At 42.6% G+C, this 15,373-nt stretch carries 15 protein-coding genes; 14 read left to right on the plus strand and 1 reads right to left on the minus strand.

The genetic code is table 11. The features are described from left to right. Positions 1–489: 489 nt before the first annotated feature. The 9 genes from rppH (at position 490) to L2748_RS02530 (ending at position 8,891) form a co-directional block, all read left to right on the plus strand. On the plus strand, positions 490–1,011 hold the full coding sequence (rppH, locus tag L2748_RS02490; protein ID WP_220779567.1) for an RNA pyrophosphohydrolase: 522 nt from the start codon (positions 490–492) through the stop codon (positions 1,009–1,011). An 18-nt stretch (positions 1,012–1,029) separates the two neighbouring features. Next, positions 1,030–3,264 (plus strand): phosphoenolpyruvate--protein phosphotransferase, encoded by a 2,235-nt coding sequence (gene ptsP, locus L2748_RS02495; RefSeq protein ID WP_220779568.1) that lies wholly within the window; start codon positions 1,030–1,032, stop codon positions 3,262–3,264. 81 nt (positions 3,265–3,345) lie between these two features. Then, complete coding sequence (locus tag L2748_RS02500) at positions 3,346–4,125, plus strand: sulfite exporter TauE/SafE family protein (protein ID WP_276521511.1); 780 nt, start codon at positions 3,346–3,348, stop codon at positions 4,123–4,125. Positions 4,126–4,220: 95 nt separating this feature from the next. Continuing rightward, a complete protein-coding gene (locus tag L2748_RS02505; RefSeq protein WP_220779572.1) occupies positions 4,221–5,072 on the plus strand; it encodes a thymidylate synthase in 852 nt (283 codons plus the stop codon). Between the two features lie 493 nt (positions 5,073–5,565). Continuing rightward, positions 5,566–6,741 carry a Na+/H+ antiporter NhaA gene (gene nhaA / locus L2748_RS02510; RefSeq protein WP_220779574.1) on the plus strand — a complete coding sequence of 392 codons (1,176 nt, stop codon included), beginning with the start codon at positions 5,566–5,568 and terminating at the stop codon, positions 6,739–6,741. Further along, the gene (locus L2748_RS02515) at positions 6,738–7,121 is read left to right on the plus strand and encodes a hypothetical protein (protein WP_220779576.1); all 384 of its coding nucleotides are present in this window, start codon (positions 6,738–6,740) and stop codon (positions 7,119–7,121) included. Before nhaA ends, L2748_RS02515 begins: the two co-directional genes overlap by 4 nt. 68 nt (positions 7,122–7,189) lie before the next feature. Further along, complete coding sequence (gene nhaR / locus L2748_RS02520) at positions 7,190–8,098, plus strand: transcriptional activator NhaR (protein ID WP_220779578.1); 909 nt, start codon at positions 7,190–7,192, stop codon at positions 8,096–8,098. Between the two features lie 159 nt (positions 8,099–8,257). Beyond that, complete coding sequence (locus L2748_RS02525; protein ID WP_220779670.1) at positions 8,258–8,497, plus strand: FAD assembly factor SdhE; 240 nt, start codon at positions 8,258–8,260, stop codon at positions 8,495–8,497. Further along, entirely contained in the window at positions 8,478–8,891 is a 414-nt protein-coding gene (locus L2748_RS02530; protein WP_220779580.1) for a protein YgfX, read from the plus strand. Before L2748_RS02525 ends, L2748_RS02530 begins: the two co-directional genes overlap by 20 nt. A 10-nt stretch (positions 8,892–8,901) precedes the next feature. On the opposite strand, the gene nadB is transcribed toward L2748_RS02530, so the two are convergent. Beyond that, on the minus strand, positions 8,902–10,512 hold the full coding sequence (gene nadB / locus L2748_RS02535; protein WP_220779583.1) for an L-aspartate oxidase: 1,611 nt from the start codon (positions 10,510–10,512) through the stop codon (positions 8,902–8,904). Between the two features lie 220 nt (positions 10,513–10,732). Here nadB and rpoE point away from each other — a divergent pair, with 220 nt between their 5' ends. The 5 genes from rpoE (at position 10,733) to lepA (ending at position 15,298) form a co-directional block, all read left to right on the plus strand. After that, positions 10,733–11,311: an RNA polymerase sigma factor RpoE gene (gene rpoE / locus L2748_RS02540; RefSeq protein WP_220779584.1), complete on the plus strand. Its 579-nt coding sequence runs from the start codon at positions 10,733–10,735 to the stop codon at positions 11,309–11,311. 25 nt (positions 11,312–11,336) lie between these two features. Continuing rightward, positions 11,337–11,954: a sigma-E factor negative regulatory protein gene (locus L2748_RS02545; protein WP_220779586.1), complete on the plus strand. Its 618-nt coding sequence runs from the start codon at positions 11,337–11,339 to the stop codon at positions 11,952–11,954. A gap of 12 nt (positions 11,955–11,966) precedes the next feature. Beyond that, entirely contained in the window at positions 11,967–12,899 is a 933-nt protein-coding gene (locus L2748_RS02550; RefSeq protein WP_220779588.1) for a MucB/RseB C-terminal domain-containing protein, read from the plus strand. Positions 12,900–12,912: 13 nt separating this feature from the next. Beyond that, positions 12,913–13,377, plus strand: a complete 465-nt coding sequence (locus L2748_RS02555; RefSeq protein ID WP_220779590.1) for a SoxR reducing system RseC family protein — start codon at positions 12,913–12,915, stop codon at positions 13,375–13,377. Between the two features lie 130 nt (positions 13,378–13,507). Continuing rightward, positions 13,508–15,298 carry a translation elongation factor 4 gene (gene lepA, locus L2748_RS02560; protein ID WP_220779592.1) on the plus strand — a complete coding sequence of 597 codons (1,791 nt, stop codon included), beginning with the start codon at positions 13,508–13,510 and terminating at the stop codon, positions 15,296–15,298. Positions 15,299–15,373 lie beyond the last annotated feature (75 nt).

The following is a 15,373-nucleotide window of genomic DNA, read 5'->3' on the forward strand; positions in this document are numbered from 1 at the left end:
ACTTAAACTTTTGTTGTTGCTACTGCAATAAATGTGATCTGTCAATGCTAATTATAACCGATTATTTGCTTTTTTTTGCGTGGAATAAGTTGCGCTTGTGAATAACCCTATTTGCTAGCCGGGGTGATTAATCGTTTTAAATTCACTGGTCAAAAAACGCTCTTGTTGGGTAGGTGGTTTATTTTGGTTTGCTGTGTGTAATTTTAACTTGTTGTATTTTAGGTGTTTTCTGTGTTTTTTCGGCCTTAGGTAAAATTAGTAAACCAATGCTAAAAGCGAAGCTTATTAGACTTTAATGGAGTTTCCAACAGAGATATCCACAGTTTTTGTGGATATAATTGCTTAGTCAGCTACAGCTCTGTTGATAAAGTTGACGAATAAGCGCGCTTTAACCATTTTTATCCAGAATCTATGGGTAAACTGATATTTGCCGCCGGACACGCTTTGTGAAACAATCAAAAGATTAATAGTTAATAGTTCGGAGTCCATGTGATTGATAGTGACGGCTTTCGTGCAAATGTGGGCATCATTATCTGTAATCGCTTTGGGCAGGTTATGTGGGCAAGACGTTTCGGCCAACATTCCTGGCAATTTCCTCAGGGTGGCGTTGACGATGGAGAGTCAGCAGAAGAAGCCATGTATCGTGAGTTATACGAAGAAGTAGGATTAAAGCCAGAACATGTGCAAATTCTAACATCTACGCGATCATGGTTGCGCTATAGGCTACCTAAGCGGTTAATCAGACAAGATAGTAAACCCGTGTGTATCGGGCAAAAACAGAAATGGTTTTTGCTACAATTAAAAAGTACCGAAAATGCCATCGATCTTAGTGCTAGTGGTCATCCAGAATTTGATGATTGGCGCTGGGTCAGCTATTGGTATCCAGTAAGACAAGTTGTTTCATTTAAAAGAGATGTATACCGTAAAGTAATGAAAGAATTTGCTCCGGTTACTTTACCTCTGCAGGTAAAAGAGTCGAATAATAAAAGACGAGGTATGCGAAGAAATTAAATTGAGAGGTTTGCGTTAGTGCTTAAAACTCTGAGAGATATCACCCAGGCTGTTGCGCAAGCGCATGATCTTCAATATGCGTTACAGCAGCTGGTTACGCAAACTAAGCTAGCAATGGCAACAGAATGTTGCTCTATCTATATAATAGAAGAGCAACAACTGGTTTTGTCAGCAACCGACGGACTCGCCCTCTCAGCAGTGCACTCTGTTAGACTGCCAATAACAGAAGGACTCGTTGGTTTAGTTGCCCAGCGTGAAGAAGCGGTAAACCTCGCTGACGCGTCATCTCACCCTAGATTTAAACTCCTGCCTGAAGTTGTTGAAGAAGCCTATAGCGCTTTTCTTGCTGTGCCTATCGTTTATCAAAAAACCGTCATTGGTGTGCTGGTTGTCCAGCAAGTTAAAGCACGTCAGTTTAGCGAAGGCGAAGAAGCTTTTTTAATGACTTTGGCGGCGCAGCTTGCGGTCGCCATTAAAGGGTTAACTCATAGAGCGCAACTGAGTGCGGGATTACAGCAACGATATTACACCGGTACTCAAGCATCAAAAGGTATCGCAATCGCTAAAGCTTTAGTTTTGGGCGGGCAGATATCATTTAACCAAGCTGAAGTAAAAGCAACTTCAGTTGCAGAGGAGTTACAACGACTAAAAGATGCAATGGCTCGTTGTAAGGACTTGCTTATCAGCTTGTCTCAGCGCTTTGATCGCGAAAAAGATGAAGAAGCCGCATCGATTTTTAAGGCGCTACTATTACTGCTTGAAAAGGCGAGTTTAGGTGGTGAGTACATAAAGGAAGTGCAGGGCGGCTGGAATGCTGAAACTGCAATTTGCATAGTGTCAAAACGTTATATCGAACATTTTGGCACTATGACTGACCTGTATTTAAAAGAGCGCGCGAGTGATATTCGCGATCTTGGTCAGCGCGTGCTTAGGCAACTGATTGAGCCTGATAAGATATTTTTGGAGCCAGAAACTCCAGTAATATTGATTGCAAAAGAAGCGAGCACCACATTACTCGCTGAATTTCCAAGACAAAAACTTGCGGGAATCGTTACCGAATTTGGTGGCGCTAACTCTCATGCGGCTATTTTAGCAAGAGCTATGGGAGTGCCTGCAATTATTGGCGTTGAAGGGATACTCAATGCCAATATTGAAAAATCTCAGCTGATTATTAACGCTAATCGCGGCCAGGTGATAGTTGAACCGTCGGCATTGGTTTTAGCTGAATACCAAAGCTTAATTGCTGCACAAGAAGAACAGCAAAGACAATATGCAAGCGAGTCCTCTTTAAAAACTGTCACCACAGATGGTCAGCGGATTTACCTATATATTAATAGCGGTTTATTGAGCAGTGTCGACTCTGAAACCGGTGTAGATTCAGACGGTATTGGTCTATATCGCACCGAGATTCTGTTTATGCTTAAGCAGTGTTTTCCCGGTGAGATTGAGCAACTTGAAATCTATCGTAAGGTTTTAAAGGCTGCTGGCGACAAACCGGTGGTTATGCGTACCTTGGATGTGGGTGGCGATAAACCCCTTGATTACTTCCCTATCATTGAAGATAACCCGTTTTTAGGCTGGCGTGGCATACGTTTATCGCTGGACCACCCTGAGTTATTTTTAATCCAGCTTCGCGCCATGTTGCAAGCGGCAATCGATACTGAGCAATTACATATTTTGCTGCCGATGGTGAGTAATCTTGAAGAGATAGATTTATCGCTAATTTATTTAGAGCAAGCATGCCAAGAGTTAACGGCAGAACTAGGTAAGAGTATCAGTATGCCCAAAGTGGGTATCATGCTTGAGGTACCTGTGTTGCTTTATCAGCTAGATGAAGTGGCACAAAGGGTCGATTTTGTTTCAGTTGGTTCTAATGATTTAACCCAGTACCTATTAGCTGTGGATCGCAATAACCCTAGCGTGAGCCCGTTATTTGATAGTTTTCACCCTGGTGTATTAAGAGCACTTAAGTTTGCCGTTGAAAGCTGCAATCAACATCAACTGCCGATAAGTGTGTGTGGTGAGTTAGCGGGCGAGCCTATCGGGGCTATTTTGCTTATTGCGATGGGATACGAGCAATTGAGCATGAACCAAGCAAGTTTAGCACGCATTAATTACTTATTAAGGCGCGTTTCAAAACAAGAGTTAAGTGTATTACTTGCCCAAGCTTTGCGCCTCAACAGCGGTGATGACGTCAAAAAGCTAGTGACTGAGTATTGTGAGCAACGAGGTTTATTAGCGGTAATAAGTTAAATCGCCAATGTAAGCCTGTTAGCATAGGGTTGATTATAGTCATAACAAGAGGTCGCACTTGTGGAAAGCTGGCTTTATATAATGTGTATTTGTCTCGGCTTAGGCGCAGCAATAGGCTTCATGGCTGGCTTATTAGGTATTGGTGGTGGCTTGATTGCGGTACCAGCATTACTGCACATTTTGCCACAAGTTGGTATTTCTGCTGAAAAGGTCCCCCATGTAGCTATTGCCACGTCTCTTGCGGCGATAATTCTTACTTCGTTATCTTCAGCACGCGCTCACCATATACGCGCCAATATTCCATGGCCATTATTTAAGTCAATGCTTCCAGGGTTCGTATTGGGGGCTCTGTGTTCTGGTTTTATTTCAGAGTTGATTACGGCTAAGTCACTGCAGCAAATTTTTGCGCTGTTTGTTGTGTTAATGGCACTTCAAATGGCGTTTCCATTTAAAACTGAGTCAAACAGGTCAATGCCTTCTCCTATTGCCTTATTCTTTGCAGCGACAAGCATTGCGATTATTGCAGCATTGATGGGGATCGGCGGTGGTGTGTTATTAGTACCATTTTTAACTTGGTGTGGACTGCAGATGCGATTTGCCGTAGGTTTCTCTGCTGCAACAGGTTTATTAATCGCCCTTTTTGGTAGTATAGGTTATACCCTTGCTGGTTGGGATGCTGCAGGTTTACCACCATGGACTTTAGGCTATATCTATTTACCAGCATTGATTGGTATTGTCTCAACTTCAATGTTGATGGCACCCATAGGTGCTAAAGCCGCAACCGGTTTACCAACAGCAAAACTTAAAAAGTTATTTGCGCTGTTCCTTATGCTTGTTGGCTTAAAACTTGTTTTTGCGTAATGCTCTGTTGAATCAAATTCGGTAATATGTCGTCGTTTAATGTTTAGTTTAATACTGAGTAGCCACTCAGCCATTCTTTATAATAGGTAGATATCATGAAACAGTATTTAGATCTTTGTCAGCGAATTATTGACGAAGGCACTTGGGTTGAAAATAGCCGCACGGGTAAACGTTGTCTTACCGTGATTAATGCTGATTTGGTTTACCATGTTGATAAGAATGAGTTTCCACTGATTACCACTCGCAAAAGTTTCTATAAAGCCGCCATTGCTGAGTTGCTTGGCTATATCCGTGGTTATGACAACGCAGCTGATTTTCGTGCAATAGGTTGTAATACTTGGAACGCCAATGCTAATGATAATCAAGCATGGCTGAATAACTCACATCGTAAAGGCGCGGATGATATGGGGCGGGTTTATGGAGTACAAGGGCGCGCCTGGAGTAAGCCTGATGGCGGTAGCATAGATCAACTGCGTAAAATTGTTGATGACTTATCACAAGGGATTGATGATAGAGGTGAAATTTTAAGCTTTTATAATCCAGGTGAGTTCCATATGGGCTGTTTAAGGCCTTGTATGCACACTCATAACTTCTCGTTAGTAGGGGACACTTTACATCTTACGAGCTTTCAACGCTCATGCGATGTGCCACTAGGGCTTAACTTTAACCAAGTGCAGGTATTTACTCTGTTGGCATTAATGGCGCAGATCACCGGTCATAAGGCGGGCAAAGCCTACCATAAGATTGTTAATGCCCATATCTATGAAGACCAATTAGAGCTAATGCAAAAGGTACAATTAACCCGAGAACCTTTTGCATCGCCACAATTGGTCATTAATCCCGATATTAAGTCATTAGAAGATTTAGAAACCTGGGTGACAATGGATGATTTTGAAGTGACTGGCTATGAACATCATGATGCCATTAGTTACCCGTTTTCTGTGTGACTTTTTACATATTATTGCAAATCAAAAGCTCGCTTTACAGCGAGTTTTTGATTTAACATTTTATTAAATAACTTTTCCGCCTTACCTCGTTTCAAACCTCAACTCTTGTTTATTCCCCTCTTGTAAAATCACTGCCACCTTAGTGGTTTAAGCTTGCTTTAAGTTTATATTCAGAGAGTAGTGACTGAAAAGTGAGCAAAAGTTCGTTATTTTCGAGTCGTCAAAAGATTGTTTTGTTAATTGATATTTTGTGTGAATAATAGACTTGTAATATAGACCACCGTTTTAGTTCCTAAAAAAGTGTGATCGTCAGCACTTTATTGTTATTGTGGTTTTATAAAGCGTGATTATTCTATTGAGGTTTGATATTTATTCACACTAGGACTAAATTTGATACTTCGGATATTCCGAGGTTTATGGCTGACGCAAACGATTATTCAGGTTAATTGTATTCAGCTACACTCGAAGTATTAAGATTTTATGGAGCGTATGAATGGAACGGGCAATTAGAAACTTTCTAAGCCAAGAATCTGCAGGTGGCATCTTATTGATGGCCTCTGTTGTGATTGCGATGATTTTTGCAAACTCACCTTTATCAGGTATGTACCACGGCTTTCTGGAAACAGAGATGCAAGTTAGGCTTGGTAGCCTAGATATCGACAAAACCTTGATCCACTGGATCAATGATGGACTGATGGCCATTTTCTTCATGCTTATCGGTTTGGAAGTGAAACGTGAGTTACTAGAAGGTGCGTTGTCGAGTCGTGAGCAGGCATCTTTACCGACGTTTGCGGCTATTGGTGGTATGGTTTTCCCTGCTGCTGTTTATTTAATATTTAACTATTCAGATCCTATTACTCAAGTGGGCTGGGCGATTCCAGCTGCAACGGATATTGCGTTCGCACTTGGTATTATGGCGTTACTCGGTAGCCGCGTTCCTGTAGCACTAAAAGTGTTCTTGTTAGCGCTAGCAATTATCGATGACCTTGGCGTTGTTGTGATTATTGCACTTTTTTACAGTACCGATTTGTCGACGATAAGTTTGGTTGTTGCGGCCGTGGCTATTTTAGGTTTGATAGGGCTTAACTTAAAAGGAGTGACAGCCTTAGGACCGTACGGTGTAGTAGGTCTTATTCTTTGGATTGCAGTACTTAAGTCAGGCGTTCACGCGACATTAGCAGGCGTTATTATTGCTTTCTGTATTCCGCTTAGAGCAAAAGATGGTTCATCGCCGTCTGAGAGCCTAGAACACAGTTTACACCCTTGGAGTACATTCATTATCTTACCGATATTTGCTTTCGCCAACGCTGGCGTTGACTTAAGTGGTATGAGCTTAAGCTCACTATTGTCGCCAGTACCTATCGGTATTGCACTTGGTCTGCTACTCGGTAAGCCGCTCGGTATTATGTTATTTAGCTATATCGCTGTGAAACTAAAGCTTGCAGTATTGCCAGAAGGCATGGGCTGGAGACATATCACGCCAGTGGCTGTGATGTGTGGTATTGGTTTCACAATGTCTATGTTCATTTCGTCACTTGCCTTTACAGGTGATAGTCAAATGTACGGTGACTATGCAAGATTGGGGATTTTATTGGGATCACTAGCATCGGCACTCATAGGTTATTTCTGGTTGTCTAAGGTGCTACCTGAAAAAGGAGAGAAAGCATGAGAATCACATTATTAGCATTAGTAGTCGGGCTAGGTTTTAGCTCGGTGGCATCGGCGAAACAAATTGAAGTTTGTAACCAAGATATCAATAGTGTCGTATGTCAAAACTATCTTGAAGGCGTGGTTGATGGTGCTTTGATGTATAAAGCGGCAGCAGTTGGTCGGAGACTTGAGAGTGATGGCTATGAGTCTCGCGCGCTTAAATACCGTGGTGGTAAGCGTTTCCAAGAGGCTAACCGTACTTTTTGCCAAGATAACTTACCTGATAGAGATGCGTTGGTAGCGGGGTTAGCGGAAGCATTTTCTGCTAACGAAATCAAAACCACAGATGATTTAACGACAGCGATGACTGGATTATTAGACTGTCAGCGTCTTAAGTAACTGTAAGTGAACTAACGAGGCAACTATATTAGTTGCCTCTTTTTTTATCCCAAACGGCCGTGTTTACCATGTCAAATCTAAACTATAATCACCTTTATTATTTCTGGATGATCCAAAAAAAAGGCACTGTAGCTAAAGCTGCTGAAGCACTTTGTTTGACTCCGCAGACTGTGACAGGGCAAATACGCGTGCTTGAAACGAGCTTAAAAGGCAGCTTATTTAAGCGCGTGGGCCGTTCGCTTGAGCCAACAGAGCTTGGGGAGTTAGTGTTTCGCTACGCTGACAAAATGTTCAGCTTGAGCTATGAAATGCTCGATTTATTGAATTACCAAAAAGATGAAAATATCTTGTTTGAAGTGGGCATTGCAGCAGCGCTATCGAAAGCATTAACCAGCCGAGTGTTATTATCTGTAGTACCGAGTGACGGTTCGATGCACTTAGCCTGTTATGAGTCGACCCATGAAGATTTAATGACCCGATTACGCGAGCATAAGCTTGATATGATTTTGTCTGATTGCGCGGGCGAAAGTTTAAAGTATCCCGAAATCTTATCGAAGCAGTTAGGTGAATCTGGGGTGGCTTTTTTCTCGGCGGAAAAATACTCTAAGCCGTTTCCACAATGTTTAGAGCAAGGCAAGTTACTTATTCCTGGAAGGCGCAGTTCATTGGGGCAACAGTTAGTGCGTTGGTTTGATGAAAAGGCATTGAACGTCAGCATTCTAGGCGAATTTGATGATGCGGCGATGATGAAATCATTTGGCTTTTTTAAGCAAGGGATATTTGTAGCGCCTTCGATATATAAACAAGATATCTTGGCTCATGGTATGACCTTGTTAGGTGAAACCTCAGAGATTAAAGAAGTTTATCATGTGATGTTTGCTGAGCGTATGATTCAACATCCCGCGGTAAAGCGGTTATTAGAAACCGATTTTACTGAGTTATTTGCAGGTAAAGATTTAACTGTGCAACAACTCTAACGATTATCGCCGCAGATCTTTTGCGATTAAAGTCAGCACTATTCGTGAGCTTGCTATTTAACATTATCGACATTAATACAGGGCTGCTGATACACTAGTTAGACTATAACAATATCAATACTTGGAGTGTTCACTTTGCCTGATCTAAACGCAGAACCAATGAAGTTACCAAGAGTTAAATGGGCCTGCCGTCGAGGCATGTTAGAGCTTGATGTATTATTTCAACCTTTCGTTGAACAGCACTACGAATCGATGTCGGCAGCAGACAAAAATGTCTTTGTGAAATTGCTAGAGTGTGAAGATCCTGAATTGTTCGCCTGGTTTATGGGTCATGAAGTCTGTCCAAATCCAGCGTTCGCTGAAATGATTATTAGAGTTCGTGGACGCCCAGCAGCATAGTTTTGATGTAAACTCCTCTTTCGGTCAATGTTTGTCATTGACCGTCGTTTCCCTCGTTTGTTTAAGTTCATTTGTCGTTTGGCCTTACTCTGATAACCTACTTTACCTGTGTTTTAAATATGTGCTTTTCATTATTTGTGTGAGTTTTTTTGCTTGGCAATTATGGTGTTTAAGGACCTGGCGTTGCCAATTTGTGCTGAGAAGTGATGGGGTGGGGAAGTTAGCTGGCCAAACAGCGTTTAACGTTATAGCAAAACCCGTTATCACGCCATTTGCAGTGATGTTTGATATTAAGCTTGCAACACAAACGCGTCGAATAGTGATTTGGGCTGATATGCTAGACGACATAAATTACCGACATTTATGTCGTCTATTGCAATTAGCAACGCAATAACCGTTTTCGATTAATCTGGTTGTAAGATTGTTGGTTTAGGCGACGCATCTTTATTAGGATGGTCAATATTGTAATGTAAACCGCGGCTTTCTTTGCGTTCCATGGCACAGCGAATAATTAGCTCTGCAACTTGCACCAAGTTACGTAGCTCAAGTAAGTTATTACTCACTCTAAAGTTACTGTAATACTCTTGGATCTCTTGTTGTAGCATAGCGCAGCGGCGAAGGGCACGTTCAAGACGCTTATCAGAACGAACAATCCCTACGTAATCCCACATAAACAAGCGTAGCTCATGCCAGTTATGGGCAATCACCACCTCTTCATCTGAATTAGACACTTGGCTTTCATCCCATGCAGGTAAAGTGCCTGGCATAGGAATTTTGTTTAGCTGACTTTCAATATCTTCAGCCGCCGCTCTGGCAAATACCAAGCACTCAAGCAATGAGTTACTGGCTAAACGATTTGCGCCATGTAGACCTGTATAGGCCACTTCACCAATAGCGTACAAACCATTGAGGTCAGTTTGCCCGTGCAAGTCTGTCATCACGCCGCCACAAGTATAGTGGGCCGCAGGTACAACAGGAATTGGGTCTGTGGTGATATCAATGCCCAACTCTAGGCAACGCTTATAGATAGTTGGGAAATGTTTGATAATAAATTCTGCGGGCTTATGGGTAATGTCTAAATAGACACAATCAGAACCTAAACGCTTCATCTCATAATCGATTGCGCGTGCCACAATATCGCGGGGAGCAAGTTCAGCGCGCTCATCAAAGTCTGGCATAAAGCGGCTACCGTCTGGGCGACGTAAAAATGCGCCTTCGCCACGCAGTGCTTCAGTCAGCAAGAAATTACGTGCATCAGCATGGTAAAGGCACGTTGGATGGAATTGATTGAATTCCATATTTGCAACACGGCATCCAGAACGCCATGCCATCGCGATACCATCACCTGATGCAATATCGGGATTAGAGGTATATTGATAAACCTTCGAACTACCACCCGTTGCTAAAGCGACAAAACGTGCTTTAACTGTTTCTACATGCTCTGCATCTCGGTTCCAAATGTAGGCACCTTGTACACGATTGCCTGGACGATTTAATTTACGTGTAGTAATCAAATCGATGGCATTGTATCTTTCTAGTACTTGGATGTTTGGATGGTTTCGCGCTTGATCTTGCAGTGTTACTTGCACTTCTTTACCGGTTGCATCTGCGGCATGCAGAATACGACGGTGGCTGTGCCCACCTTCACGGGTTAAGTGATAAGGCGCTTCAGCGGTACTACCTGCAGGGATCTCTTCTTTATCGAAAGCAACCCCGCAAGTGATTAGCCATTGCATCGCAGCTTTGGCATTTTCAGCGGTAAACTTAACGACAGGTTCATCGCAAAGACCCGCCCCGGCAACTAATGTGTCGGCAACATGAGACTCAATGGTGTCCTCTTCATCGAAGACTGAGGCAATTCCACCTTGAGCATAATAGGTTGAGCCTTCGCTGAGAGGCCCTTTTGAAAGCAGAATAACTTTTGATTTTTCAGCAAGATGCAAAGCGAGTGTGAGGCCAGCGGCACCGCTGCCGATAACCAAAACATCAGATTGGTGTTCAACTACTTGTTTCATCGGGTATCATAGCGTTATCAGGAAGTCTGACTATGGTAAACCATGCCGCTGAATATGGATACTTTCATTGGTCGCATATAAATAAATCAATGCCTGCAGAAAATAATTTAAGATCTTTGCGAAATTAATTAGAACTTTTTTGAAACGCGCTAGTCTACATAAGTGAATATGATTCGAGCGGCTGAGAAATCAGTATTAGATTTAGGAGTAGTCGGCTCGGATGAGTGGACAAATAAGTGATCAACAGTTAGTTGAGCGCGTACAGCGTGGAGACAAAAACGCTTTTAACCTTTTGGTACAGAAGTATCAAAATAAGGTTGCCAACCTGATATCTCGTTACGTACGAAATCAGGCCGATGTTGCTGATGTTGCTCAAGAAGCTTTTATTAAAGCTTATCGAGCATTACCCAACTTCCGTGGTGAAAGTGCGTTTTATACTTGGTTGTACCGCATAGCAGTAAATACTGCCAAGAATCATCTGGTTGCTCAGGGGCGTCGTGCTCCTGCCAATGATGTCGATGCTGAAGAAGCTGAATATTATGATGGTAGCGATGCGTTGAAGGAGTTTGCCTCCCCAGAACGCCTCGTTTTATCTGAAGAAATTCAAAAGGTGGTTTTCGATACCTTAGACACATTACCAGAAGAATTGAAGATGGCCATTTCTTTACGTGAGCTTGATGGTATGAGTTACGAAGAGATAGCCAACGTTATGGATTGCCCGGTTGGAACTGTTAGATCTCGAATCTTCAGAGCCCGTGAAGCAATCGATAAGAAGCTTAAGCCGTTGCTAGAACGTTAGCATCTTAAATAAAGATAGGTGAATAATGGATAAGTTAGGTCAGGAATGGGTGTCTGCTGCCGTCGATGGTGAAATTGATGAGCACACGTTAGCTGAATTAGCGGCTGACGCAGATTCACATGAGCAGTGGCGTGATTATCATATGATTGGTGACGCAATGCGTGGAGAGCTTCCTAAGGCAATGTCTTTGGATCTTAGCGCAAGCATTATGGCCGCTATTGAAGATGAGCCTGCTATTGTGGCGCCTCAACCAATAGTAACTGAAGAGCCGAAGGTCGCTGAGACAAAGGTTGCATCTACGGGCAAGATTATTCCGTTATTTAAGCAATTCGGCCAATATGCAATTGCCGCATCAGTTGCTTTAGTTGCAGTAGTTGGTGTGCAGAATTATAACCAAGAAACCTTAGTTGATAATTCACCTTTGCCAGTACTTAATACGCGACCATTAATTGGTAGCGCGTCACCTGTTAGTTTACAAACAGGTGCAGTACAACAAAATCAAAGCTATACCAATGATCAAGTGGTTGAGCAGAGACGTCGCATTAATGCTTATATTCAAGATCATATGTTGCAACAAAGATTGAATAATGGGGTCAATATCGACGACAATACTGAGGTCGATACTATACCTGTTGCTCAATAGTGAGGAGTTAGCTTGCGTCTAATCCTATTGGCTATCTTAGCCATGAGTTTTCCCGCGATGGCGCGGGAAGACATACCCGCCAAAGCTTGGCTAGATAATATGAGCCAAGCACTGCGAGAACAAGAATTTAAAATATCCCTTATCCAACTCCAAGCTGATCACATTCGTCCTTTGGTTTATATCCATGGCAAAGTGAATGATGAAGAAGTGGCTTTTTTAGAGCATTTAAATGGGCCACCTAAAAATGCTGTACGAGTTGGCAATACCGTCACTTTTATTGAGCATGACCAACCGGCTTATAGCGTGCATGCTAATCGCATTCAAGGCGTTATTCCTGCGGCTTTTGCTGATGATGTGTCTAAACTAGAAGATGGTTACCAATTTGTATTGGGTGGACGCAGTCGTATCGCCGGACGCCCAGGACAATTGATCCGTATTATTCCAACTGACAATAATCGTTATGGTTATCAGATTTGGGTTGATATGGATACTTTCTTACCGCTACGTTTTGACATGATAAGTGGCGATAAGCAGTTACTTGAACAATTGCTAGTCGTTGAGCTATTAGTGTTAGACGAAGTGCCTGCGATTTTAAAGGAAGCTTACAAACAAGAGTGGCCGGCAGTTATGTCACAATCTGACCGTGATAGCGGTGAAGATTGGCAATTTAGTTGGTTACCTGCTGGCTTTAAAGTACTAGTAAAAGATCAGCACCGCTTAATTGGTAGCAAAGAAGCTGTTGAGTATATTGCGATTAGTGATGGTTTAGCGAGTATTTCTGTTTACGTAGCTAAAGCGGGTGAATCGTCTTTACCTGAAGAACTGGTTACGCGAAATGGATTATCACTTGCTACAGAGCGAGTTGGTAATGCTGAAGTCGTTGCTGTAGGTAAGGTTCCGGCTGAGACGTTAAGTCGCATAGCTAAGAGCATCATGCTCCAGTAATCAGGGTTTAATCATGATGGAAGAAGTTGCTAGAGTTGTCGCCAACGGCAATTCTGGCTGGATAGTCGTCGAAGTCGAATTAAAGAGTGCTTGTAATCACTGTGATAGTGGTGACTCTTGCGGGACATCCGCTGTTTCTAAAGCGTTTTCGCCCAAGGTGCAACGTTTTTCAATCCAAACAGAGCAAGCCTTTGTTAAGGGTGAACGTTTAAAGCTAGGCTTGCCTGAAAGTGTTATCTTGAAAGCGGCTGCATTGGTATATATGTTGCCGCTTATTGGTCTGTTTATTGGTGCTTTTATCGGTAATCAGTTGGCTGTACTGACAGCAAGTCACCCTGATTCATTTTCTATTATTTCAGCATTACTTGGTGGCCTCGGTTTTTGGGCCTTAGGTAAGAAAACCGCCAAAAAACTAGAAGAGCAGGCTCAACCTGTGATTATTAAGTCTTTGGGAAAGCCAATAGAAGTAAGCTTGTAACGGCAGCAATCGCGCTGCCGTTATCTTTTCCGCAGTAATTGCACTATATAAATTGGTATTAAAGCTGCAATCGGGTACAATTCTGCACTTTAAAATTTTTATCAACTTCGAGTTAAGTCATCCCAGCATAATGAAGCATATTAGAAACTTTTCAATTATTGCCCATATTGACCACGGCAAATCAACACTCTCAGATCGCCTTATTCAAGAATGCGGTGGCTTAACCGATCGTGAAATGGCTGCGCAAGTTCTTGACTCAATGGATATTGAGCGTGAGCGTGGCATCACTATTAAAGCACAAAGCGTAACCTTGGATTATAAAGCTAATGACGGTGAAACTTACCAGTTAAACTTCATTGATACGCCAGGCCATGTTGACTTCTCTTATGAAGTATCACGTTCGCTGGCAGCTTGTGAAGGTGCATTATTGGTGGTTGACGCGGGTCAAGGTGTTGAAGCACAAACCTTAGCTAACTGTTACACCGCACTTGAAATGGATATGGACGTTGTTCCTGTTCTAAACAAGATTGACTTACCTCAGGCCGATCCAGATCGCGTAGCTGAAGAGATTGAAGACATCGTAGGTATCGAAGCAACTGACGCTGTGCGTTGTTCTGCTAAAACCGGTATCGGTATTAAAGATGTGCTTGAAGTGATTGTGGAGCAAATTCCACCACCTGAAGGTGATCCAGAAGGCCCACTGCAAGCGCTGATTATTGATTCTTGGTTCGATAGCTATTTAGGCGTTGTGTCATTAGTACGTATTAAAAATGGCGTACTGAAAAAAGGCGATAAGTTTAAGGTGATGTCTACCGGGCAAAACTATAACGCAGATCGTGTGGGTATCTTTACGCCTAAGCAAACAGATACTACCGATCTTAAAACCGGTGAAGTAGGTTTTGTTATTGCAGGTATTAAAGAGATCCACGGCGCGCCAGTTGGTGATACTTTAACCCATTCTAAGCACGGTGCTGAAAAGCCGCTAGGCGGCTTTAAAAAGGTTAAACCACAGGTTTATGCGGGTTTATTCCCAATCTCTACCGATGATTACGAAAACTTCCGTGAAGCACTAAACAAGCTAAGCTTGAACGATGCGTCATTGTTCTTCGAGCCAGAAACGTCTTCTGCACTTGGTTTTGGTTTCCGTATCGGCTTCTTGGGCCTACTCCACATGGAGATCATCCAAGAGCGTCTAGAGCGTGAATACAACCTAGAGCTAATTACTACAGCGCCGACCGTAGTCTATGAAATCGTTCAGACTAATGGTGAGATTATCTACGTTGATAACCCATCAGATCTGCCTGCTGTTAATAACATTGCCGAGATGCGTGAGCCAATCGTAGAAACCAATATTCTGGTTCCAAAAGAATATTTGGGTAACGTAATTACTCTATGTATTGAAAAGCGTGGCGTACAAACCAATTTGGTTTACCACGGTAATCAAGTTGCATTGACTTATGAATTACCAATGGCTGAAGTGGTAATGGATTTCTTTGACCGTCTAAAATCAACGAGTCGTGGTTATGCATCACTTGAGTATAACTTCATCCGCTTCGAGCCAGCTGACATGGTACGTTTAGATATCTTGATCAATGGCGATAGAGTTGATGCGCTTGCGATGATTATCCACAAAGGTTTGATCCGCACTAAGGGTCTAGCACTTGTGAATAAGATGAAAGAGCTTATTCCTCGTCAGATGTTTGATATTGCTGTTCAAGCTGCTGTGGGTAGCCAAATTATTGCCCGCTCGTCTATTAAAGCAATGCGTAAAGACGTAACAGCAAAATGTTACGGTGGTGACGTATCGCGTAAGAAGAAGCTACTGAACAAGCAGAAAGAAGGTAAAAAGCGTATGAAGCAAGTCGGTAACGTTGAAGTGCCACAAGAGGCATTCTTAGCGGTACTGAAGCTTAACGATTAAGCAGATTCGTTAAGAATTGTTAATATATCGCTAGACTGAGCGCCGCAATTTGCGGCGCTTTCATTACTGGCGTAT

The organism is Shewanella sairae, assembly GCF_023283535.1.
GTDB classification, from domain to species: Bacteria; Pseudomonadota; Gammaproteobacteria; order Enterobacterales; family Shewanellaceae; genus Shewanella; species Shewanella sairae.